Here is a 22,612-nt window from a genome sequence, read left to right as displayed (position 1 = left end):
CTGCGATGAATGCCGCCCAGTCCCTGCGAACCAGATCCAGCGATCGTCGATCGACCGCGGAATCGGGTCGAGCGCAAGTGTGAAGCGCCTGCGCCCACGCCGGGCGTCCTCGGCCGAGCAGGCAACGAAGTGGACACCATTCTTCGTCCATCACGACGCTCTGAGCGTCGACTGCGAAATCTTCCTCTGCAGCCCGACCTCCTTGAGATATCGATTCGCGGCGGTGACCCCGGCAATGCTGCCCGGCGTGATCTGCTGATAGGGAATGGCATAGGGACGAATGCCCGGAGCGGCTGCGAGCATCGGTGTCTCCCCCGGGTTGATGAGCGTCAGACCGGTGAAGATCAACCAGCCGAGGACGAACCCCATCACGGTCTTCGGTCCCGGGCGGTCACCGAAGACCTCGATGACCTCGCCGAGCTCCTCACGGTGACGACGGGCCTTTCGCATCACGGAACCCAACACAACCCCGACCTTCGGATCAATCGTCAGAACAGCCGGACCCTTTTGGGCTCACAGCCCTGACTCTGGACCCACGAAAAAGTCCCTCACCGGCTATCCTGCCTGGTGAGGGACTTCCCTTCGGTGCGCCACGAGGGATTCGAACCCCCAACCTTCTGATCCGTAGTCAGATGCTCTATCCGTTGAGCTAGTGGCGCGCGTTGTTCGGACTGACGCCGTGCAACTCGAACAACTATACACACCAGTTTCGCTCAAGCTCAAATCGCGTCCGCGTGCGCTTCGCCACATTCGCGCACAGGCGGGCAGTCGCCTCGGCGAACCGGGAATGAAAGCGCGGATTTCAGCAACGAGTCACCAATGAAACAACGCGTCAATTAATTGCAATGACACGTCATGTCAAAGTCTGATTCACGTCAATGAAGTCGTTCTTGTGACCCAATGCACATCTTCGAGTGACCGAAACCAGCGATTTTCGTGCTTGTCCCCATCCTACGGTGGATGTGTACCAACCGCTCGACGGAACCAGCAACCGCCTGAGACGCAACCCCGCACTCGACCTCAAAGGAGACCACTCATGACTGTCCTCGACCATGATGTCGTCGCTGACCAGCTGAAGAATGCACCGACCCGAAACGAGTCGGTACTCTCATTCGTCGGCCGGATCGCCGCCCTCACCACTCCGGATGACATCGTCTGGATCGACGGTTCCGAGGAGCAGAAGAATCAGATCGCCGAGCAGCTCGTCGAGGCCGGCACCATCAAGCGCCTCACCGGCACCAAGGACTCCTACTACGCGGCCTCCGATCCCGAGGACGTCGCCCGCGTCGAGGGCCGCACCTTCATCTGTTCCGAAGAGGAGAAGGATGCCGGCCCGCTGAACAACTGGGTCGCTCCCGCGGAGATGAAGGAAACCCTCAACCCGCTCTTCGCCGGATCGATGCGCGGACGCACCATGTACGTCATCCCGTTCGTCATGGGCCACGCCGAGGCGGACCAGCCGATGTTCGGCATCGAGGTCACCGACTCGGCCTACGTCGTCCTCTCCATGCTCGTCATGGCTCGCTCGGGCAAGTACGCCCTCGATGCGATCGACTCCCAGGATGCGAAGTTCGTCGAGTGCGTGCACTCCGTCGGCGCTCCGCTCGAAGAAGGGCAGGAGGACGTCGCCTGGCCCTGCAACACCACGAAGTACATCACCCACTTCCCCGAAGAGCGCGCCATCTGGTCCTTTGGATCCGGCTACGGCGGCAACGCCCTGCTCGGCAAGAAGTGCTACGCGCTGCGCATCGCCTCGGCGATCGCTCGCGACGAGGGCTGGCTGGCCGAGCACATGCTCATCCTCAAGCTGACGAACCCGGAGGGCGAGGTCAAGTACGTCGCCGCCGCGTTCCCCTCGGCCTGCGGCAAGACGAACCTCGCGATGATCGAACCCACCATCCCCGGCTGGAAGGCCGAGACCCTTGGTGACGACATCGCGTGGATGCGCTTCGGCGAAGACGGCCAGCTCTACGCCGTCAACCCCGAGTTCGGCCTCTTCGGCGTGGCTCCGGGCACCGGATACACCACGAACCCGACTGCGATGCGCGCCATCGAAGCCGGCGGCAACATCTTCACCAACGTCGCCCTGACCGACGACGGTGACGTGTGGTGGGAAGGCAAGACCGACGAGAAGCCGGCGCATCTCACCGACTGGAGGGGCAACGACTGGACGCCTGAGTCCGAGACCCCTGCCGCTCACCCGAACTCGCGCTTCTGCACCCCGATCGCCAACGTTCCCACCCTGGCTCCCGAGTGGACCAACCCGAACGGTGTTCCGATCTCGGCCATCCTCTTCGGAGGTCGCCGCAAGACCACGATGCCGCTGGTCACCGAGACCAAGGACTGGACCCACGGCGTGTTCATGGGTTCGGTGCTGTCCTCGGAGACCACAGCCGCTGCCACCGGAGCCGTCGGCGTCGTCCGCCGCGACCCGATGGCCATGCGTCCGTTCATCGGCTACAACGTGGGTGACTACCTGCAGCACTGGCTGAACATCGGCAACACCGAGGGTGCCCAGCTGCCGAAGATCTTCTACGTCAACTGGTTCCGCCGCGACGACGACAACTCGTTCCTGTGGCCCGGGTTCTCCGAGAACTCGCGCGTTCTCAAGTGGGTCTTCGAGCGCGTGGCCGGCACCGCCGACGCTCAGGAGTCTCCGCTCGGACTCACCCCGGTCGAGGGCGGCCTGGACACCGAGGGCCTCGACTTCACCGATGAGCAGCTGCGCAGGGCACTGGCCATCAAGCCCGAGGAATGGGAGACCGAACTCGGCCTCATCGAGGACTGGTACGCCGAGCTCGGCGATTCGGTTCCGACCGAACTGCGCGCCGAGGTCGAGAACCTCCGGAAGCGCCTCGGCCTGGCCTGAGACGCGGAGAGCCTGAGACTCCCCGAGTCTGACTCGAGTCTCAAGGCCGATGGAGAGGTTCGGCCCCCGGGCTGAGCCGTCCTGTCCCACAGAGAATCCCCCAACCGCCGCCGAGGTGGTTGGGGGATTCTCATGTTTCGTGGGTGTGCGGCCCATGCTCCCGCTGCAAAGCGGTATCCGTCCCACACCGTCAGCGGCAACTCGCCCCGCAAGCCACACGACGCCCTCGCACCGCCATAACGCACCGATGCAACGGCAGGAGATGTCACTAACGGTGACTGATGCCGAACCGCCGGTACGTGACGCTGCCGGTACATGAACGTTGCCGGTGCGTGAGGCTGCCGGTGCGTGACGCTGCCGGCACGTGGTGCGGGAGGTATGGGGCGATCAGGCGTGGTGAACACCCGCCGCCCCGTGGCGCTCGTAGTGAGCTCGTACGGCCTCGGCTTCAGGCCCCGTGCAGTGCCGGCACGATGAGGTAGACGCCGAGGAGGACGACGAGTCCGCAGATGCTGAAGACCGCCCAATAGCCGGCCTTGAGCAGCGAGTTGCCCCTGCCCTCTTCGACTCGATCGAGATGAACCGCGCGCATCCGCACGGCCGAGGAGAAGAGGGTGATGACGATGATCGCCGAGATCCAGGTCGCGGCCGCAACGATGACGAACGAGCTCCACTCGATCATTTCGCGTCTCCCTTGTCGCTGGCTTCGGCCCCGACCGAAGAGTCCTTCTGAGCCTCAACCTGAGTCCCGGCCGGCGAGTCCTGCGGCACGGAACCATTCGCGCCCTCAGGGCGGGGGGCCCGGGCTTTCTTCTTCGCACCTCGAGCGCGACGCTTCTCTTTCGCAGCCTGCTTCTCTGCCCACGCCTCTCGGCGGGCTTCACGCCTGGCACGGGCTCGTTTGCGGTTGCGGTCCTTGCGCAGTTTGCGCTTGCGACCGCGAATGTTCACTGCCTCGCCGACGGTGTCGAAGCCCGAAAGGTCGGTCTCCTTGGTCTGGCGGGAGCTGAAGTAGATCCAGAGGACGACGATGACTGCGGCCACCGTATCGATGATGACACCGACCAGCCCGAGGTGGGCGATCCCGGCGGCGAGCCCGCCTACGATGGCGGCTGCCGGGATGGTGAACAGCCAGCCCGAAGCGATTCGCCCGGCCGTCGACCACTGGACATCGGCGCCTTTGCGGCCGAGCCCCGAGCCGAGCACCGAGCCGGAGGCAACCTGGGTCGTCGACAGGGCGAAGCCGAGGTGCGAGGAGGCGAGGATGGCTGCGGCGGTCGAGGTTTCGGCGGACAGCCCCTGAGCGGCCTTGACCGTCGTCAGCTTGGTGCCGAGGGTATCGATGATGCGCCAACCGCCGACGTAGGTGCCGAGCGCGATCGCCAGAGCACACGAGGCGATGACCCAGATGTGGGGGCCGGTGCCGTGTTCCTGCAGGTTCGCGGAGACGAGCACGAGGGTGATGACACCCATCGTCTTCTGTGCATCGTTCGTGCCGTGCGCGAGCGCCACCAGCGAGGAGGAGAAGATCTGCCCGTACTTGAACGGTCCGCGACGCGCGGTCTTGCCTTCCTTGTTGCGGCGGGTGATGGCGTAGGCGATGCGGGTGCACAGGTACGCGCTGAACCCGGCGATGATCGGCGCGGCCAACGCCGGAATCACGACCTTGGACAGGAAGACTCCGAAGTCGACGGAGCTGAGTCCGGCACCGACGATGGCCGCGCCGATGAGGCCGCCGAAGAGCGCATGGGACGAAGAGGAGGGAAGGCCGAAGCGCCAGGTCGCCATGTTCCAGACGATGGCGCCGATGAGACCGGCGAGGATGAAGTCGGGAGTGATCTGCACTCCCCCGCCGCCTTCTTTGATGATGCCGCCGGAGATGGTCTTGGCCACCTCGGTGGAGAGGAAGGCGCCGACGAGGTTGAGGATCGCGGCGAGCGTGACCGCCGTCTTCGGTTTGATGGCTCCGGTGGCGATCGGCGTGGCCATGGCATTGGCCGTATCGTGAAAGCCGTTGGTGAAGTCGAAGAACAGTGCCAGTGCTATGACGAGCACGACAACGAAGATGATTTCCACTAATCGACCTTGGGTGTAGACACTATTCGGACCGTGGATGATGCAGCTGGCGGCCAGCGATCACTATCCCGCTGAAGTCTACCCTCGACTTCTGCCGATCTTCATCCGCAGTTCGACCCTACTCCACTCCGTTTACCGGATGTTCACTTTTGACGTGGGCAAATGCGCTCCGCCCGGAGCAGAATGCAATAGCGCTCACATTCCGGGCGGAGCACAGATGGACCCTCAGGCCACGAATCCGTCGGCGACGTCGAGCGCCTGGTCGAGGACGTCGAGTCCGAAGCGCAGATCCGCGTCCCCGATGTTCAGCGGCGGCACCACGTGGATCCGGTTGAAGTTCGCGAACGGGAGGACTCCCCCGGATTTGAGGGCGGCGACGACCGCGTTCATCTCCGGTGAGCTTCCGCCGTAGGCGGCCAGGGGTTCCTTCGTCACCCGGTCGCGCACGAGCTCGACCGCCCAGAAGCAGCCCCGTCCCCGCACGTCACCGACCGAGGGGTGGCGAGAGGCCATCTCCTGCAGTGCCGGTCCGATGATCTCAGCGCCGAGGCGGTCGGCGTTGTCGACCATCCCCTCGGTCTCCATGGCGTTGATCGTCGCCACTGCGGCCGCACAGGCCAGCGGGTGGCCCGAATAGGTCAGACCGCCCGGGTAGGCCCGGTCGCGGAAGGTCTCGAAGATCGCGTCCGAGATCGCGACACCGCCCAGCGGCACGTATCCGGAGTTCACTCCCTTGGCGAAGGTGATGAGGTCCGGCGCAACGCCCCAATGATCGAGTGCGAACCAGCGACCGGTGCGCCCGAAACCGGCCATCACCTCGTCGGCAATGAAGACGATCCCGTGCTTCGCCGTCAGTTCGCGCACACCTTCGAGGTATCCGGCCGGAGGACCGTAGATCCCGGCAGTGCCCGGCACGGTCTCGAGGATGAGGGCGGCGATGTTGCCCGGTCCTTCCAGCGTGATCATGTCTTCGAGGTGGGCCAGTGCCCGCTGCGTCTCCTCGGCTTCGGAACTCGAGTTGAAGTAGGAGCGGTACTGGTAGGCGGGCATGAAGTGGACGATGCCTTCGGCCGAGTAGTCGTTGGCGAACCGTCGCGGGTCGCCGGTGACGTTGACGGCCAGCTGGGTTCCGCCGTGATAGCTGCGATAGGCCGAGAGCACCTTCGTCCGCCCGGTGTGCAGCCGCGCCATGCGGATGGCGTGCTCGTTCGCATCGGCCCCGCCGTTGGTGAAGAACACATGGTCGAGGTCTCCGGGGGTGCGCTCGGCGATGAGTCGAGCCGCCTCGGAGCGGGCGTCGTTGACGTACTGCGGGGCAATCGTGCACAGCCTGCCCGCCTGCTCCTGGATCGCTGCGACCACGCTCGGGTGCTGGTGGCCGATGTTCGTGTTGACCAGCTGTGAGGACATGTCGAGCAGCTTCCGGCCCTCACCGTCCCAGACATAGGATCCTGCGGCGTCGATGATCGTCATCGGGTCGAAGGGACCCTGCGCCTGCCAGGAGTGGAAGACGTGGGCCCGGTCGAGTTCGTGGGCACGGCGCCCGGCGTCGATGCGGTCGGCGTCGATGCGGTCGACGTCGACGCGCGATTCGGTGAGCGGGGAATCCGCGGTGGTGGTCATGGGTGCTCCTTCGCCGAGGTGGCTGTGCGTGAGAGGTCAGTCGTTGGTGGGGAATCCGAGGTTGAGTCCGCCGTGGCTGGGGTCGAGCCAGCGCGAGGTCACGACCTTGCCGCGGGTGAAGAAGTGGACGCCTTCGTCGCCGTAGGCGTGGGTGTCTCCGAACAGCGAGTTCTTCCACCCGCCGAAGGAGTAATAGCCCACCGGCACGGGGATGGGCACATTGATGCCGACCATTCCGACCTCGACCTCGGTCTCATAGCGGCGGGCCGCTCCTCCGTCGTTGGTGAAGATCGCGGTGCCGTTGCCGTAGGGGTTGGAGTTGATGAGCTCGAGGCCTTCGTCGTAGCCGGGGACGCGGACGACGGCGAGGACGGGGCCGAAGATCTCGTCGGTGTAGATCGACATATCGGGGCTGACATGGTCGAACAGCGTCGGGTTGAGGAAGAAGCCCGCATCGGCCGTGTTCTCGCGACCGTCGAGGACGATGGTGGCGCCTTCGGCCGCGCCGGCGTCGATGTAGCCGGCGACCTTGTCTCTGTGGGCGGCGGTGACCAGCGGTCCCATGTCCGGTTCGTCCGCTCCGTCACCGACCCGCAGGGTCCGCGTGCGTTCGGCGATCTTGGCCACGAGCTCATCGGCGATGGACTCGACGGCGACGACGACGGAGATCGCCATGCAGCGCTCACCGGCCGCACCGTAGCCGGCGTTGACGGCGGCATCGGCGGCGAGGTCGAGATCGGCATCCGGCAGGACCAGCATGTGGTTCTTCGCCCCGCCGAGGGCCTGGACGCGTTTGCCGGTGGCGGTGCCGTTCTCGTAGACGTACTGAGCGATGGGAGTCGAGCCGACGAAGGACACCGAGGCGACCTCCGGGCTCTCGAGCAGCGCGTCCACGGCCTCCTTGTCCCCGTGGACGACGTTGAACACGCCGTCGGGCAGTCCCGCTTCCTTCCACAGTTCGGCCAGCCAGTTCGCCGCCGAGGGGTCCTTCTCCGAGGGCTTGAGGACGACGGTGTTGCCGGTGGCGATGGCCACGGGGAAGAACCACATGGGCACCATGGCCGGGAAGTTGAAGGGCGAGATGATGGCCGAGACGCCGAGCGGCTGGCGCAGGGAGTGGACATCGATCTTCGTCGAGGCGTTCTGCGTGTGACCGCCGCGGAGGTGGCCGGCGATGCCGCAGGCGAATTCGACGACCTCCTGGCCGCGAGCGACCTCCCCGAGGGCGTCGGAGACGACCTTGCCGTGTTCGGCCGTGATGATCTCAGCCAGTTCCTGTTTGCGCGCGTTGAGCAGCTCACGGAAGGCGAAGAGGATCGACGTCCGCTTCGCCAGAGAGGTGTCGCGCCAGGCGGGGAAGGCCGCCGCAGCGGCGTCGATCGCCGATTCCACGGTGGCCCTCGACCCCAGCGCCACCTGGCCGGTCACCTGACCGGAGGCCGGATTCGTGATTTCGCCGAGGCGGGTGTCGGTGTCCGCGGTCACGGCCTGTCCGTTGATCCAATGGGTGAGCGTTGCCATGAAGGCTCCTTCTGCGTCGCCGAAGAGTCGGTTGAGTCCATCTTCGATCTGCCGCACCGATCCCGAAAGCGTCAGAGTGTCAGAATGTTCCGCTCTGGCTTTACACTGTGTCAATGGACAGCGTGTGGGAATCGAGCGGATCATCGCTGAGCATCGCCGGTCTGCTCGAGTTCGAGGTGATCAGTGCCGCGGAGCCGCTCGTGCTGGCCGGCACTGCTTGTCTTGACCGGGCGATCCGCTGGGTCCACATCGCCGACTCCGAACACGTCGAGCGCTTCCTCGAAGGCGGGGAACTCGTGCTGACCACGGCCACGACCTTCCGTCATTCGCCTGCGGCGATGGCGGAGTTCCTCGACCAGCTCGAACGCGCGGGTGCCGCTGGGACGATCATCGAACTCGTCGACGAGGACTCGGCCTTCGACGAGGCGGCGGGCGCGATCGTGCGGGAGGCCGCCTCGGCGAGGGAGCTGCCCGTCATCGTCCTGCCGCGGCGGGTGAAGTTCGTCAGGATCACCGAGCTCGCGCATCGCAGTCTGCTCGCGCAGCAGATCTCGCGGCTCGAACATGCTCGGGAGATCCACGAGACGTATACGCAGCTGAGCCTCGATCGGGCCGAGGCGCAGACGATCGTCGATCGCACGGCCGAGCTGCTCGGCACGGCAGTCGTTCTCGAGGATGTGTCCCATCGGGTGCTCGCACATTCCGGCCGCGGTTCGCAGGCTCTTGCGCAGAAGTGGGCCGACCTCGTCAGCGGTGCGAATCCGGTGCCCGACGGGCTGGATGCGACGCGGTGGCGGCAGACTCCGGTGGGTCTGCGGTCTCGCCGGTGGGGTCGGCTCGTCGTCCCCGGTGCTGCCGAGTCCGTCGCCGATCTCGATCAGGTGATCGAACGCGCCGGTGAAGCCCTGACGCTGACCCGGATGGCCGATCGCGATGAGCAGGATCTGCTGCTGCAGGCTCAGAGCGGGCTGATCAGAGAGATCACGGACTCAGAAGGACTCGACGAACGTGCGGCGCTGGAACGTGCCCGTTCACTGGGATTCACTCCGGCCGACGGGGCCGAGCTCACTCCGGTGGTCATCCGGATCGACCGTGAAGCCGACACCGATCCGACTCGAGTGCAGCTGCAGGAGCGGGGCCTGACGCAGGAGATCACTTCCGCCGCTTCGCGCCTGAATCTGTGTGTGCTCATGACGAGCCTGCAGTCGGGGGCTTTCGGGTTCGTCCTGGCACCTGGTCGCGGGAGAGGCAGACGGTCGCAGCAGAGTCCGCGCAGCACCGAGGAGGCCGATGACTGGCTCAACCGCCTCCTCGCCGAGCTCGAGGGGCTTGCAGCCAGCTGGGTGGTCGGGGTCGGCCGGAGCAGCACCTCTCTGCTTCAGGCTGTCGCCGGTCTTGAAGCGGCGTCCCACGTCGCCGAGGTCGCCTCGACTCTCGATGTGCGTGAGCGCTCGTTCTACCGCTCCTCGGATGTGCGTATCCGCGGGTTGCTGTCTCTGTTGGCCGAGGACTCGCGGCTGCGCGCCTTCGCCGAGGGAGAGTTGTGGCCGCTGCTCGGCGCCTCCGGTCGTGATGGCGGTCGCCGGGACGGGGTGCTGTCGCCGGCCGCGGATTCCGCAGATGAGGGACTGCTCGACTTCCTCGAGCTGTACCTCTCCCACGGTGGCAACAAATCCGCGATGGCGCGGGCCGGGCACCTGTCCCGGCCCGCGCTCTACGCGCGGATTACGCGTCTGCAGGACCGCCTCGGCGTCTCACTCGATGATGCGGAGTCACGCACGGCGCTGCACGTGGCGCTGCTGTGGTGGAGGATGTATGGCTGAGGATCGGGCGGCAGGCCACCCGGTCCGCAGTGTTTCAGTTGAGAATTGAGCGGATCAAATCCGTGACGGGGATTCCTCGGTCGGCCGCCTCGGCGCGATTGACGTAGCGACGATCGCCGGGCAGACGATCCATGCCCGCGTCGCGGAGCATATCGACGAATTCGCGGACTCGGCCCAGGTAGGCGTCGTTGCCGCCGCGCTCGGGGTCGAGGACGATGAAGAGCTGACCGGTGCGGAAGGTGTGGGCACCGTCGGGGGCCTCCGCGTCGATCTCGTAGGTGAAGGCACCGCCGGTCAGCCCGGCCGCCAGCGTTTCGATCATGAACGACAGCAGTGCACCCTTATGCCTGCCGATGGGCCGGATTCCGCCGCCGTCGAGGATGGCGCTGGGATCCGTGGTGTCCGCGCCGGTCGAGTCGACCCCGGTCCCGACCGGAACGTCCCGGCCCTCGGCCCGCAGCAGCTGCAGGTCCCCGTGGGACATCGACGATGTGGAGAAGTCGAAGACGATCGGGTCCGCACCAGCCACGGGAGTGGCGAAACCGAACGGGTTGGTGCTGAAGACCGGGCGCGTGGCCCCTTCGGGAACGACGGCGAGCTTGCCGCTGGCGATCATGCCCATCGCCACCCGCCCCTCGCGGGCAAAGGCTTCGAGGTCGGGCCACAGAGCACTGAAGTGATGGGTACTGCGCAGGGCGATGACAGCGACGCCGGACTCGGCAACCGCCTCGTCGATCGTCGGACGCGCCTCGGCGAGTGCGGGTTGCGCGAAGCCGTTGCGTCCGTCGATGCGGATATAGGAGGGGCCGACAACGTCGATGTTCGGCTCCGCAGCCCCGTCCGCCCAGCCGCGGGTCAGCGAATCGAGGTAGCCGGCGACCCGGAAGACTCCGTGGCTGAGAGTGCCGTCGCGCTCACAGGTGGCACAGTTGGTCGCCAGCACTTCGGCCACCGAAGGCGAAGCGCCGGCGGCCACGAGCTTCTCTTCGATGGCCGAGACAAGGTCATCGAAAGAGATTCGGTCGGGTTCATTCGTCATTGTGTGCTCCTCATGTGCGGTCGATCGTGTCGGCGTCGACCACTGCCCTTACCCAGCAGACTATCGTTCGATCGGTCATCGGCCCTGCGGATCCTTGTCCGTTCCTCGGTTCTCGTCTGCGGGTTCTCAGTTCTCTTCTGCCGGTTCCGCCGCGCTCGTGCCGCCGCTCCAGATGTCACCGACGGTAAAGCCGATCGGGAACGGATCGTCGGGCTCGAGGACGAGCTGCTGGAATCCGGTGATCCATCCGCGCCCGGTGATCGAGGGGATCACGGCCGGCAGTCCGCAGATCTCGGTCTCTTCCTTCACCACGGCGGTGAAGGTCGTTCCCAGCATCGATTCGTGGACGGATCGCTGACCGACGGCCAGTTCGCCGCGGGCGTGCTTGGCTGCGACTCGGCCGCTCGTGCCGGTGCCGCAGGGCGAACGGTCGAACGTCCCCGTCCACGTCCTCGGATCGTCGAGGTCGACGATGCCGTTGGGCAGGACGACCGCATTGCGTCCGTCGGTGCCCGCTGTGCGGGCGGGCCCGTGGATCAGCGGCAGACCGATCGCGTCGATCTCCGGGATGAGAGGATGCCTCACCTCGAAGGTCTCGTTCGCCGCCTGCCGCATCACGCTGGCCGCTCTGATAATCTCCTCGGCATTGCCCGGATCAAGGTCCACGCCGAGGCTGTCCGCCGCAGTCTGCACGTAGAACTGACCCCCGAATACGATGTCGACGGGGATCGTCCCATACCCCGGCACCTCGAGCGGCAGGTCGAGTCCGTGGACGAATGCCGGGACGTTGTCGAAGGTCACCGACGTTGCTCGGCCCGCTTCCACCTCGGCGCGGACCGTGACGATGCCGGCGGCGGTATCGATGCGCAGCTCAGTGACCGGTTCGCTGACGTCGACGGATCCGGTCTCGATCAGCGCCGTGACGGTGCAGATGAGGTTCAACCCCGACATCGGCTTGAACCCGCCCTGCTCCATCACGATCATTCCGAAATCGCAGCTCGGATCTGTCGCAGGCACGACGATCGGCGAGCACAGGCCGGGATAGCCGCGGGGTTCGTGGAGGATGAGGTTCCGGAAGTCGTCGAGGTGCTCTTCGCAGTATCGGAGCTTTTCGGCCATCGTGGCACCTTTGACCCGCAGTCCCGAGCCGATGAGCACGCGACCGGGTTCGCCGGCCGCGTGAACATCGACGGCCTGGATGAGCTGTCTGTTCTTCACGTTCCCTCGTCTCTGCTCGGGCGGGCCTCAGCCCACGATTTCGCTGCCGGCGACTTGCTGTGTGGTCATGAGCCCATCCTCGTGAGTTCGGGCCCGTGCGGCGTTGACGTAAATCGTTCAGGAACGATTCGGGGACACACGAGCGAGCTGCTCACCGGGCAGCGTCGAGCTTCCACCAGTCATGAGTCCGGATAGCAGCCGAGCAGATCCCGGTGCCAATGTCAGACCGAGCATCGAATCTCCGGAGTTGTTGTAGGCGTTCTTCACGGAGTCCAGGCGCCCGATGACGGGAAGGCCGTCAGGAGTCATGGGGCGCGACCCAGCCCATGGAGCCAGTTCTCCCTGACCGTCGCCCCAATCACGGAATGCTTCCTGAGCCGCGCGGCGGATCGCACCGACGCGGACCTCGTTGACGTCGTCGTCCGTGCTGCCGAACTCCATCGTGCCCGCGAGCCTGAGCATGCCGTTCAGCGGAGTGAGGGCGACGCGAGCATCTTCGAGGGTCAGGGATGTGCGCAGCTGAATCGGAGCGGGTGAGTAGTCAATGCTGTAGCCCTTGCCCGAGTAGATCGGGACCTTCTGACCGAGTTGCCCGGCCAACACGCCGGACGGGACACCGGCCGAGATGACAAGTGCATCGGCCTTGATGACCTCCGAGTCCGAGGTGACAACTGCGGTCACAGCGTCGCCGGAGCGAACGAAGCGTCCGACCCGAGTGTCTTCTCGCACGACTACGCCGAGATCAGAGAGTTTCGCGAGGAGGCCCGCTGTCAGAGAATCGGGTTCGATCTGTCGGTCAGCCGAGAAGGACAGACCGTGGCGGATTCGATCGCTGAGAGCCGGTTCGGCCTCGCGGACTTCGTCATCATGCAGTCGCCGCGGCCGGTGGCCCGCGGCCTCGAAAGCGGGCAGGCTCGCACAGTGCTCGTCGAAGCGTTCCCGAGTCTCGAAAGCCAGCAGCACACCACGGTCGTGCATCTCGAAGTCGATGCCTTGAGCCTGGTACTCATCGAAGAGATCGTTCGCATCCTCGCCGAGGCGCAGGTGGAGGTCGAGTCCGGCTTCGAAGTCACGTGCGTTGCAGTGCCTGGCCATCTGCAAAAGGAATTTGAGATAGCCGGGCGCAAGGGACGGCTTGATCGATAGTGGGCTGTCGGGCTTGAGCATCCATCGGATCCCCTGAAGCAGCACCCCTGGGGCAGGCACCGGGGTGCTCTCGGCGATAGCGATCTTTGCGGCATTTCCGTGGGAGGCACCCGCACCGCATCGGGCAGCCTCGATGACGGTGACGTCGTGTCCACTCAGCGCCAGTTCGTAGGCGCTGGTCAGCCCGACCACGCCGCCTCCGATGATGACTGTCTTCAATCGGTTGCCCTCCGTTGGTCCCCGAACCGGCTGCTTCGCCGCCGGATCAGGGCCGACGTCACCGAAGTTGCCTCATGTATGACCATCTATTGAAAGAGACGCTATGCAGTGCTGTCAGGTTCGTCAATGGTCTCAGCCGCTCTTCCCGAACAGCCCAAGATCAGGCTCAGTCTTCGTAGCGGATTTCGACGCGACGGTTCTTCGCCCGGCCCTCGGGGTCGTCTTTGCCGTTCTTCTCATTCGACTCGACGGGCTCGGACTCGCCGAAGCCCTTTGCCGCCACGTCAAGGTCGGAGTTCTCCGAGGTGAGCACGTCGGCCACGGCCTTCGCACGGTCTTCGGAGAGCTTCTTGTTGTAGTCGTCCTCGCCCTTGGAATCCGTATGTCCGCCGACGATGATCTCGGAGTCGGTGGGCAGGTCCTTGACGAGTTCCTTGATCTTCTTCTTCGCGGCCTCGCTCAGTTCGGCCGAGTCGAAGTCGAAAAGGATATCGGTATCGAGGGTGACCACGGTGTCGCCGCCGCTGACCTTCGTCGTCTCAACGTCTTCGATCCCCTTCTCCAGGTCATGGATGCCAGGTTCGAGTTCGACGATACTTTCGTCGATCCGCGACTGGTCAGGATCAGTGAAGTCATCCGGTGTCGGAGTACCGCGATCGGCAATATCCTGCGGAGTCACAGGGTCAGCGAATGCAGATGCGGTTGGACCGGCGACAACGAGGCCGGCAGCCAACAGCACCGCGACCGGTCCGGCAGCTGCGTGCTTCACGAGATCTTCACTCCGGTAACGAGATTCATCCCGTCGACGACAGAGACCTCAACTTCATCGACGTCCGGTGGCGGTGCGGCAAAGACAGCGAAAGCGTAGTGGGTCTGGCCGGGCTTGAAGTTCGTACCCACAGAGTCCGTCTGTGCTTTATCGACGCTGTACTTGAGCACATGGTGCTTGCGCAGGTTCTGAGAGTCGACAAGGAACGGACTCCAGCTTCCATTGCCGAGGTAACCGTAGAGATTGTCGCCGGGATCATCCTCATCGGCCGCCTTCTCCGAGTTCACGGTGAACGCGAACTGCGCCACGAGAGTCTCGCCCTTCCGCTTCAATGGGAACAGCTGAACAGTCATCGTTGCCTCGTCGTCACCTTTGACGGTCGCGGGGATGTCTTGAGTGGCGACAGGATCGGGCAGATTATTCGGGTCGAGGCCGGCCGCCTCGGCGGATCCGGATTCCCCCTTGGAACCAGCGGCTTCGCTGGACTCCTCCGTTGATTCCTGGGTCTGTGCATCGTCAGCACTCTGCTTGTCCGCATCGTCGCCGGACGAACAGGCGGTCAGTGTCAGCGCGAGAACGGCTGCGGCAGCGGACAGAGCTGTCCTGCTGATCGGGGACATAGAGATCTCCTCAAGTGTCGCCGGAGCCGTGTTTGTCCTGGTCAGCTCCGGTGGCGGGGATGGTCGCGGATCATCCTACCTCGGACAAGTGAACTTTCACTACACAGCACGTATATCAAGATGAACTCCGGGTTCAGCACCCGCAGGCTCGAAATTCATGCGCCCCGATCACGATCACCACAAATGCACTTTGAAGCCGCTTTTGATGAGAAGTGGGGGTGGAATCGGGTTATAGGCCAAAATGTGTGTACAGGATGGCCTGCTTGCCCAGTAGCCAGTAGGGCAAGACTGGATTGAACATGCTCTGCAACCATGTTCAGTGCCCAATCCCAGAAATCACCCCGTCTGTGGTGTATGTGCAAACAAGCTCGTCAAGAATGGCAAAACCGGTGCCGGACGCACCAGGTGGCGGTGCAAACACTGCGGCTGTTCAGCAATTCAGACGCGCACCGATTCGGCGAAGAAGGCAGACTTCAACAGCTTCATCGCATGGTTGACCAGCACGCAGCCACGAGGCGATTTCGCTACCAGCACTCGTACCTTCACACGAAAGATTCAATGGTGCTGGAACGTAACCCCCAGGGTGGTCCTGACAGGCGAGATCCATGACCAGATCATGCTCGACGGCACCTACTTCAACGGTTGGTGCGTGCTCATCGCCTACACCGGCACTCACGTCATCGACTGGCAATGGTGCGACCAGGAGAAGAACGCGTCCTGGACAGCCCTCATCAGCCGCATCCCCGCCCCGGTGGCTGCGATCGTCGATGGCAACGGACCATTGACGACAACGATCAAGCGACTCTGGCCGACCACCCGTATCCAACGGTGTCACTTCCACATCCGACAGGCCGCACATCGGTACCTGACCATGCGGCCTGTCCTGCCGGCGAACAAGGAACTCCTCGGCCTGTTCAAGATGCTGCCGAAGGTCACCAGCCTCGACGAAGCCGCGAAGTGGACAGGCGCATTCACGTCCTGGGAAGCGAAATGGGAGTCGTTCCTCAAACACCGCACCCAGGTGCGGTCAGGAACACCCCGACCGGCACACGTGAAGCCGGGACAGCGCTGGTGGTACACGCATCTTCGGACCCGTCGAGCCCACAACCTGCTGACAGGACTCCTCCGCGACCGGCAACTGTTCACGTGGCTAGGGCGTGTCTGATAAATGCTGTAACCAAGCGATGACACCGTTGAGCACGACAGCGGCTCGATAGACGACGGCGAGTTTGTCATAGCGAGTGGCCAGTCCTCGCCACTGCTTCAAACGGGCGTACCCGCGCTCGATGACATTGCGGCCCTTGTATTTGATTGCATCGAACTTCGGTGGATGGCCACCCTTTGATCCTCGCCGGAGACGATGGCCTTGCTGATCGGAGGGTTCGGAGATGACTGCCTCGATCTTCCGCGACCGCAGCAGTGACCGGTTCGCTCTCGATGAGTAGGCCTTGTCGCCAAGGACGGCGTCCGGGCGGGTGCGTCGACCGACCTGAAGGTTGTCCAACAGAGGGGCGAGCATCGGGCTGTCGCCGTCCTGGCCAGCGGTGCAGATTGACACCAGCGGCAGTCCGTGGCCATCGACGAGCTGATGAGTCTTTGTTGACAAGCCTCCGCGCGAGCGGCCGAAAGCGTGGTCAGGCGACTCTGTCAGTAGATCCTTGTAATTCGACGAGTCCCTTTTTTAGGCGGCTGATGTTCGTCGCGTGTTGATGTGCGCGAGCGATCGTGGAGTCGACTGAGACGGTGAAGTCGACTTTGTCATTCTTTGCCGCGTGGACAGTCAGAGCCTGGTGGATGGCATCCCAGGTGCCGTCGGCGGCGAGGCGGCGGTGCCAGGTCCACACGGTCTGCCATTTGCCGAAGGTCTCGGGCAGATCGCGCCAAGCGATACCGGTGCGGTAGCGGTAGATGATGCCCTCGATCATCTGTCTGGGATCGGAGAACGGGCGGCCTCGTCGGCCGGTCGGTGCCGGGAGGTAGTCGGCGATGAGAGCCCATTGGTCATCAGTGAGTAGTTGGAATCGAGACACGATTCCAGGGTTTCAGAATCCCGCCGGGAAATTTATCAGACACGCCCTAGAACTAGCCGAAGACGACTACACGATCGCGAAGACTACGAACCCATTAGAGGGCGGCCCGAACAAAGCGATCAAGGACTTCCTCCGAGCCCATCGAGGACTGAACATCGATCATGCCCGCCGAGGAGTCGACTGGCTGTTGTCTCTGCGCACCGAGGCACCCAAGGACCCGTGGTCGTTCGTTACTCCACGAGCGTGGACACCACCGCGCAGCGTCCCGAATGTGGTGAAACCCGACACGGGCCGAGAGGAGACGAATCTTCTCTACGGGACGGGATTCAGCGTCGAGGATGGCAATGGGATCCAGAAGGGCTGGGGCGGCAGAACCCGGTGAGAACCAGCATCGACACGCCCTGCCCATACACACATTTTGGCCTATAACCCGTGGAATCTGGGCGCAAGCGATTCGGCGGGAACGCAAAAACCCCTACACCCGATATCTCATCGGATCGCAGGGGTTCTGCTTAATGCGGAGCCGGTGGGATTTGAACCCACGGTCCCCCTATTGGAGGACTTCACCTTAGCAGGGTGACGCTTTCGGCCGCTCAGCCACGACTCCTTTGCAGTACGGTGATCCGCTCCGGCGAAATGCACGGTGACACACCCTCCAGCACTACAGATAACAGCCTAAGGTAAAGGTGGCATCCAGGGCAAAGCGCGGAGTCGGAGAGTGGGCTTCGTCATAATCCGGTCCACCGCTGAAGCCCGCGAAACCGGGCCGAATGTCCCTTCTGCACTGCTCTCCCACACCGGAATTCCAGCATTCATCAATGTCCGGGCGTAAAATCGGCGTGAAGTGCTTTGCGGTCCGAACTCTTCTTCCCGCGGGAACACCGGTCGATTACCCGACGACGACGGCGATGTTCCCTGCGCCCGAGAGGAGAACGGCGAGCGGGCCGTACTGCACGAGTAGACAGTTCTGAGGAGAAGACAACTTGCCAGAGTTTCCCCCTGACAAGCGCGGACCGCACGGGAGCGACCCCAATTCCCAGACAACTGGTCGTCGGCTCCGCGCCTCCTCTCGCCCCCGCTTCCGTGGAGACACCGCCGCCAGCGACGATCATTCGACACCGCAGTCGAGCTCGCACGCCCGCTCGCAACAGCAGAACTCGCGTCCGTCGATACCCGAGCAGGCAGACTCCCCTCACAGCGCGCATTCCGGCTACAGTGCCGATTCCCGCTACGGCGCCGACGCTTACCGCCGTGACGCGCAACAGCAACCAACTCAGGGAGTCGAGCCCCGCCGGCCCGGCGAGAACTCCGGCCAGGATTCCGCCGCTCGGTCACCGCATGCTCCACCACCGCGCCCGGTAGCTCCGCGCACTCGCCGCGAAGCACGGATGCTGCGCGCTGCCGCCGCCAGCGGAGCTTCAGCAGCCGGAGTCGCCGCCGCAGCGAACTCGAATTCGAACTCGTCCGACGCTTTCGACGCGAACTTCCACCGCAATGCTGCCCACGATGCCCCGCGCACGTTCGCACGCAGCGAATCGGCCACTTCGGCGAGGGATCCCCGTGACTCCGCCCGATCGGACAACTTTTGCACGGAAGACGCGCCGACGACCCGCCGCGATGCACGCGAACGGCACTCCGCCGAATCCCGCGGCCAGGGCCGGAAGAAGGCACCAGCCGCACGATCAACACGCAATGCCGCGGCCGCAGCAGCGGTCGGCGCGGGCAGCACAGCATCCGCTGTCGGAGCATCGTCTGCCGCCAGAAGAGCCGACGACAACGGCCCAACGCACAACGCGAAGCCCGCCGAGCACGGACCGGCACGGGCCCGCCGTCATTCCTCCCGCCTCGGCGAAACCTTCCCCAGCCTCGTCGGTTGGACTTCGCTGAGTACGCTGCTGCCCGGAATCGGACTGCTGCGCACACGATTCCGTCCCGCCGGCCTCGTCGTGTTCGGACTCTTCGTCCTCACTCTCCTCGCCGGGCTCGTGTATCTACTGGTCAAAGGGCCGGTGCGGGCTATCGCCACGGTCGTCGCCAGCCCCTCTCTGCTCAACTTCCTCGCGATCGCCGCCGTGCTCGTGGCCGTGATCTGGATCCTCGTGATGATCGTGTCACACCTCGGGCTGCGCCGCGGGCACAAATACCGGCCCTGGCAGAACAAGATGGCAGGCATCCTCGTCGTCTCCCTGGCCCTCATCATCGGCATCCCGCTGGGCGTCGGCTCCGTCTTCGCACGCGTGCAGTCGGACACTGTGGCCAGCCTCTTCGGTGACAGCACAGGCAAGGCCCACAGCCCCGAGGAGCTCTGGGCGGACAAGCCGTACATCAACGTCTTCCTCATGGGCCGCGACAACGGCGACGACCGTGAGGGCACACGCCCGGACACGATGCTCGTGGCCTCGATCGACACGAAGACCGGCAACGCCGCGCTCATCTCCGTGCCCCGCAACCTCGCGTTCCCGATCTTCCCCGAAGACAGCGAACTCGAAAAGGCCTGGCCAGACGGGTTCCGCCCCTCCGGCGACCCCTCCGAAGACCTCATCAACGCCGTGTGGCAGTGGGGTGAGCAGAACCCCGATAAGATCGGCGACGACCACGGACTCGAACCGGGAATGTGGACGACGATGCAGGCTGTCGAAGGCTCGCTGGGGCTGAAGCTCGACTATTGGGCCGCGGTCGATATGGCCGGGTTCGAAGATGTGGTCGATGCCATCGGCGGAGTCCAGATCGACGTCGAACGCCCCATCCCGATGGGCGGCGGAACGTCGATGTCCGGCGTGAAGAACGAGGTCTACGGTTGGGTCGATCCCGGCCCGCAGGTGCTCAAGGGCAAGGACGCACTGTGGTACGTCCGCTCCCGCGAAGGCAGCGACAACTACGACCGCATGTGCCGTCAGCAGCGCATGCTCAAGACCACGCTCGAACAGATCGATCCGCAGGAGATCGCCACGGCCTATCCGAAGCTCGCGAACTCCGCGACCCGGAACATCGCGACCTCGATTCCGCAGAACGAGATCCCGGCCTTCATCGAGCTCGCCCTGATGATGCAGAAAGGCGACGTCACGACGGTCCAGATCAACAACGATGTCACCCCCACCTACGACCCCGACTTCGATGTCCTCCATAAGTGGATCCTCGGCGAGGTCAAGGGTGCATCGGACGGCGAGGAGACTCCGAAGCCGACGAACGTCGGCAGCAAGTCCCAGGAGTCCGGTGACAGTGCGGATGCGTCCGAGGACACCGCCACCGAGGATGCAGGTGCCGACAGTGCCGAAGCTGCGGACTCCGCCGATGGTGCGACCGAGGAAGGCGGCGCCGAGGCGGCCCCCACCGAAACGACGACGCCGGGTGAGCCCGATGCTGAGGGCAAGTGCTACCCGAAGGGGTACAAGCCCGGTGACGACTTCCCTGGCTACCCCGGCCCTAACGGCGGAACCGGCGAGCAGGGGTGAACGACACCCCACAGACTCCCATCCCCGCGGTCGCGATCATCGGCGTCGGACCGCGCGGTCTCACTGTCCTGGAGAGGCTTGTGGCGTTGGCGGCGAAGCGCTTCGCTGGCAGCTCCGAGACCGCGCTGACTATCCACCTCATCGACCCGTATCCGCCGGGTGCCGGCATCGTGTGGCGCACCGACCAGCCCGAGTCTCTGCTGATGAACACCACCATTGCCGAGCAGACGGTCTTCCCCGACTCCAGTTGCACCTTCCTCAGCCCCGATGATGTGCCGACCGGACCGTCCATGGCCGAGTGGTATGTCGCGGACGGCGGCACCGAACCGCTGCACTCGACGTTCCCCAGCCGCAGCCTCTACGGCCGCTACCTCCGCGATGCCTACCGCCGCATCCGCGCCCACGCACCGGACTTCATCGAGATCGTCGAGCATCCGACGAAGGCCGAATCCGTCATCGACCTGCCCACGATGGATCTCCCGCAATCCGCGCCCGAGGAATTACGGGCCGCGGTCCCCGAGCAGCTCGTGCGTTGCCAGAACGGCACGACGATCGTCGCCAGCGCCGTCGTGCTCGCCGTCGGCCACATCCCCAGTGCCCAGCCGGAGGAGCGCGCCCGCCTCGCGGCGTTCGCCGAGCAGAATGGCGGGCTGTATCTGCCGCAGGGCCTGCCCGCAGAAACCCCCGTCGCCGAGGTGGCCCCCGGTGAGCGTGTCATCGTCCGTGGCATGGGGCTCAACTACTTCGACCTGCAGACCTTGTTCACTCATGAGCGCGACGGTCGCTATCTTCCGCAGCCCGGCGGGGACCTGAAGTATGTGCCCAGCGGAGACGAACCGCGATTGGCGCTGGGATCACGTCGCGGAATCCCGTATCGCAGCAAACCGATCTGTCAGGAGCATCCTCGGCGGGACTGGCCGCTGCGGTATTTCACGAAGGACAATGTCGCGCTGCTCGCCGGACTCGACAACCTCGATGGGGAGCGCAAAGCCGGTGCGCGGTTCAATGACCAGCTGTGGCCGCTCATCCTCGCCGATCTGCGTTTGGCGTACTATCACACGCTCTCCCAGGTCCGTCCCGAAGCGTTCGCCGATGACCCCGGTCAGCTGCGTGAGGCCATCGGCGAGGCCGTGTCACGCCACCTGACCCGACGCACCTGGCAGGAGACCCACCCGCAGGCGGCGGGCGATGCCGGTGCCGCCGAGACCACCGAGGAGACCGCCCGCCAGGGCCGCGTCACTCGCGAAGCCTTCGCCTGGTCGGAGATCGAAGAGGCACTCGTGCCCGATCCTGCCGATCGCATGTCTCTGCACACTCTGCTCAACCCGCTCGAAGGCGAGCTGTTCACCAGTCGCGAACCCGGCGAGCCCGGTTCCCTGCACGAGTGGATGCTCGACTTCCTGCGCACCGACCTGCACAGCTCCCTGGCCGGTCCGACCGGCAGCCCGGAGAAAGCATTGTTCACTGTGCTGTGGCAGTCCCGCCTGCTGCTCAAGGACCTCATCGTCGCCGGTCACATCGATCGGGTGAGCATCGACATGGAGATCCTCGGCTGGTTCGAGGGCTTCGTCTCCGGCATCTGCGATGGGCCTCCCCCACAGCGGATCGCCGAACTCCTTGCCCTCGCCGAGGCGGGAATCGTGTCCTTCATCGGCCCCGATATGCGCATTGAGGAGAACCCGGACGCACTCGAAGCGCGTGAGGCGAACGCCGCTGCGGTATCCGGGACGGCCGCCGATGTGGCGTCCGGGGCGAAAACGCCGGGGCCGCGACCGGAGCTCTTCACGGTCACCTCGGCGCAGGCCGCCGGTGAGATCACGGGCAGTGTCGTCATCGATGCCGCATCCCCGACGAATTCCGTCTCGCGCGCAGCCGATGTCCTGCTGTACGGGATGCTCGAGCGCGGTCAGCTCACCGCAGCACGCTTGACCTTGGACGACGGTCGGGAGAAGTTCCTCAACGGACTCGCGCTCACCCCTCGCCCCTATCGCACGATCGATGTCGAAGGAAACGTCAACCCGCGCCGATTCGCATTGTCCATTCAGCTGTCGTCGAAGCAGTGGGGTCTGGCGATCGCCGCGAACCCCGGCACCGATGCGGCCACACTCAACGACTCACACGCCGTTGCAGAGGCGATCCTCGACCTCCTCTGAAGCCCCGCGGGCTCTCGCCAGACGCCAGACGCCGAGCACTGAACGCGAACAGCC

Annotated in this window: 16 protein-coding genes and 2 tRNA genes; 5 read left to right on the top strand and 13 right to left on the bottom strand. The window is 64.7% G+C overall.

Annotated elements, in window-relative coordinates; all coding sequences use genetic code 11:
- Window positions 1-150 precede the first annotated feature (150 nt).
- On the bottom strand, window positions 151-450 hold the full coding sequence (locus tag ACQE2J_RS02875; RefSeq protein WP_135539907.1) for a hypothetical protein: 300 nt from the start codon (window positions 448-450) through the stop codon (window positions 151-153).
- 136 nt (window positions 451-586) lie between these two features.
- Window positions 587-659, bottom strand: a tRNA-Arg gene (locus ACQE2J_RS02870).
- A gap of 377 nt (window positions 660-1,036) precedes the next feature.
- Here ACQE2J_RS02870 and ACQE2J_RS02865 point away from each other — a divergent pair.
- Window positions 1,037-2,869 carry a phosphoenolpyruvate carboxykinase (GTP) gene (locus tag ACQE2J_RS02865; protein ID WP_426937028.1) on the top strand — a complete coding sequence of 611 codons (1,833 nt, stop codon included), beginning with the start codon at window positions 1,037-1,039 and terminating at the stop codon, window positions 2,867-2,869.
- Window positions 2,870-3,317: 448 nt separating this feature from the next.
- Here ACQE2J_RS02865 and ACQE2J_RS02860 read toward each other — a convergent pair whose 3' ends face one another.
- The 4 genes from ACQE2J_RS02860 to ACQE2J_RS02845 form a co-directional block, all read right to left on the bottom strand.
- On the bottom strand, window positions 3,318-3,551 hold the full coding sequence (locus ACQE2J_RS02860) for a hypothetical protein (protein ID WP_135539904.1): 234 nt from the start codon (window positions 3,549-3,551) through the stop codon (window positions 3,318-3,320).
- Window positions 3,548-4,945 (bottom strand): inorganic phosphate transporter, encoded by a 1,398-nt coding sequence (locus ACQE2J_RS02855; protein ID WP_135539902.1) that lies wholly within the window; start codon window positions 4,943-4,945, stop codon window positions 3,548-3,550. The genes ACQE2J_RS02860 and ACQE2J_RS02855 overlap by 4 nt, the downstream gene beginning before the upstream one ends.
- 225 nt (window positions 4,946-5,170) lie before the next feature.
- Window positions 5,171-6,568 (bottom strand): aspartate aminotransferase family protein, encoded by a 1,398-nt coding sequence (locus ACQE2J_RS02850; RefSeq protein WP_425120527.1) that lies wholly within the window; start codon window positions 6,566-6,568, stop codon window positions 5,171-5,173.
- A gap of 36 nt (window positions 6,569-6,604) precedes the next feature.
- Window positions 6,605-8,089 (bottom strand): CoA-acylating methylmalonate-semialdehyde dehydrogenase, encoded by a 1,485-nt coding sequence (locus tag ACQE2J_RS02845; RefSeq protein ID WP_135539899.1) that lies wholly within the window; start codon window positions 8,087-8,089, stop codon window positions 6,605-6,607.
- A 113-nt stretch (window positions 8,090-8,202) separates the two neighbouring features.
- On the opposite strand from ACQE2J_RS02845, the gene ACQE2J_RS02840 reads away from it, so the two are divergent.
- On the top strand, window positions 8,203-9,912 hold the full coding sequence (locus ACQE2J_RS02840) for a PucR family transcriptional regulator (protein WP_135539897.1): 1,710 nt from the start codon (window positions 8,203-8,205) through the stop codon (window positions 9,910-9,912).
- A gap of 34 nt (window positions 9,913-9,946) precedes the next feature.
- Here the strand turns inward: ACQE2J_RS02840 and ACQE2J_RS02835 are convergent, their stop codons facing one another.
- From ACQE2J_RS02835 to ACQE2J_RS02815, 5 genes are all read right to left on the bottom strand, one after another.
- The gene (locus tag ACQE2J_RS02835) at window positions 9,947-10,951 is read right to left on the bottom strand and encodes an Ldh family oxidoreductase (protein ID WP_135539895.1); all 1,005 of its coding nucleotides are present in this window, start codon (window positions 10,949-10,951) and stop codon (window positions 9,947-9,949) included.
- Window positions 10,952-11,077: 126 nt separating this feature from the next.
- Window positions 11,078-12,169: a proline racemase family protein gene (locus ACQE2J_RS02830; protein ID WP_135539893.1), complete on the bottom strand. Its 1,092-nt coding sequence runs from the start codon at window positions 12,167-12,169 to the stop codon at window positions 11,078-11,080.
- Window positions 12,170-12,286: 117 nt separating this feature from the next.
- The gene (locus ACQE2J_RS02825) at window positions 12,287-13,534 is read right to left on the bottom strand and encodes an FAD-dependent oxidoreductase (RefSeq protein WP_135539892.1); all 1,248 of its coding nucleotides are present in this window, start codon (window positions 13,532-13,534) and stop codon (window positions 12,287-12,289) included.
- 166 nt (window positions 13,535-13,700) lie between these two features.
- The gene (locus ACQE2J_RS02820) at window positions 13,701-14,303 is read right to left on the bottom strand and encodes an OmpA family protein (RefSeq protein ID WP_101598897.1); all 603 of its coding nucleotides are present in this window, start codon (window positions 14,301-14,303) and stop codon (window positions 13,701-13,703) included.
- Window positions 14,300-14,923: a hypothetical protein gene (locus ACQE2J_RS02815; RefSeq protein ID WP_135539890.1), complete on the bottom strand. Its 624-nt coding sequence runs from the start codon at window positions 14,921-14,923 to the stop codon at window positions 14,300-14,302. The genes ACQE2J_RS02820 and ACQE2J_RS02815 overlap by 4 nt, the downstream gene beginning before the upstream one ends.
- A gap of 319 nt (window positions 14,924-15,242) precedes the next feature.
- Here ACQE2J_RS02815 and ACQE2J_RS02810 point away from each other — a divergent pair, with 319 nt between their 5' ends.
- On the top strand, window positions 15,243-16,088 hold the full coding sequence (locus ACQE2J_RS02810) for an IS1249 family transposase (protein WP_167854417.1): 846 nt from the start codon (window positions 15,243-15,245) through the stop codon (window positions 16,086-16,088).
- On the opposite strand, the gene ACQE2J_RS02805 is transcribed toward ACQE2J_RS02810, so the two are convergent.
- Window positions 16,074-16,953, bottom strand: a protein-coding gene (locus ACQE2J_RS02805; RefSeq protein ID WP_135539887.1) for an IS5 family transposase whose coding sequence is annotated in 2 segments (ribosomal slippage) — window positions 16,074-16,595 and window positions 16,597-16,953 — 879 coding nt in all. Because the reading frame shifts where the segments join, the coding sequence is not laid out codon by codon here. The two genes, ACQE2J_RS02810 and ACQE2J_RS02805, sit on opposite strands and share 15 nt — an antisense overlap.
- Window positions 16,954-17,471: 518 nt before the next feature.
- Window positions 17,472-17,560, bottom strand: a tRNA-Ser gene (locus ACQE2J_RS02800).
- Window positions 17,561-17,936: 376 nt separating this feature from the next.
- Between ACQE2J_RS02800 and ACQE2J_RS02795 the strand changes: the two genes are divergently transcribed.
- Window positions 17,937-20,405 (top strand): LCP family protein, encoded by a 2,469-nt coding sequence (locus tag ACQE2J_RS02795; RefSeq protein ID WP_426937027.1) that lies wholly within the window; start codon window positions 17,937-17,939, stop codon window positions 20,403-20,405.
- Window positions 20,402-22,558 carry an FAD/NAD(P)-binding protein gene (locus tag ACQE2J_RS02790; RefSeq protein ID WP_425120405.1) on the top strand — a complete coding sequence of 719 codons (2,157 nt, stop codon included), beginning with the start codon at window positions 20,402-20,404 and terminating at the stop codon, window positions 22,556-22,558. The genes ACQE2J_RS02795 and ACQE2J_RS02790 overlap by 4 nt, the downstream gene beginning before the upstream one ends.
- Window positions 22,559-22,612 lie beyond the last annotated feature (54 nt).

The organism is Brevibacterium sp. LE-L (assembly GCF_050214925.1).
In the GTDB taxonomy this organism is placed as follows: Bacteria; Actinomycetota; Actinomycetes; order Actinomycetales; family Brevibacteriaceae; genus Brevibacterium.
This window is presented reverse-complemented; position numbering and strand designations above follow the sequence as displayed.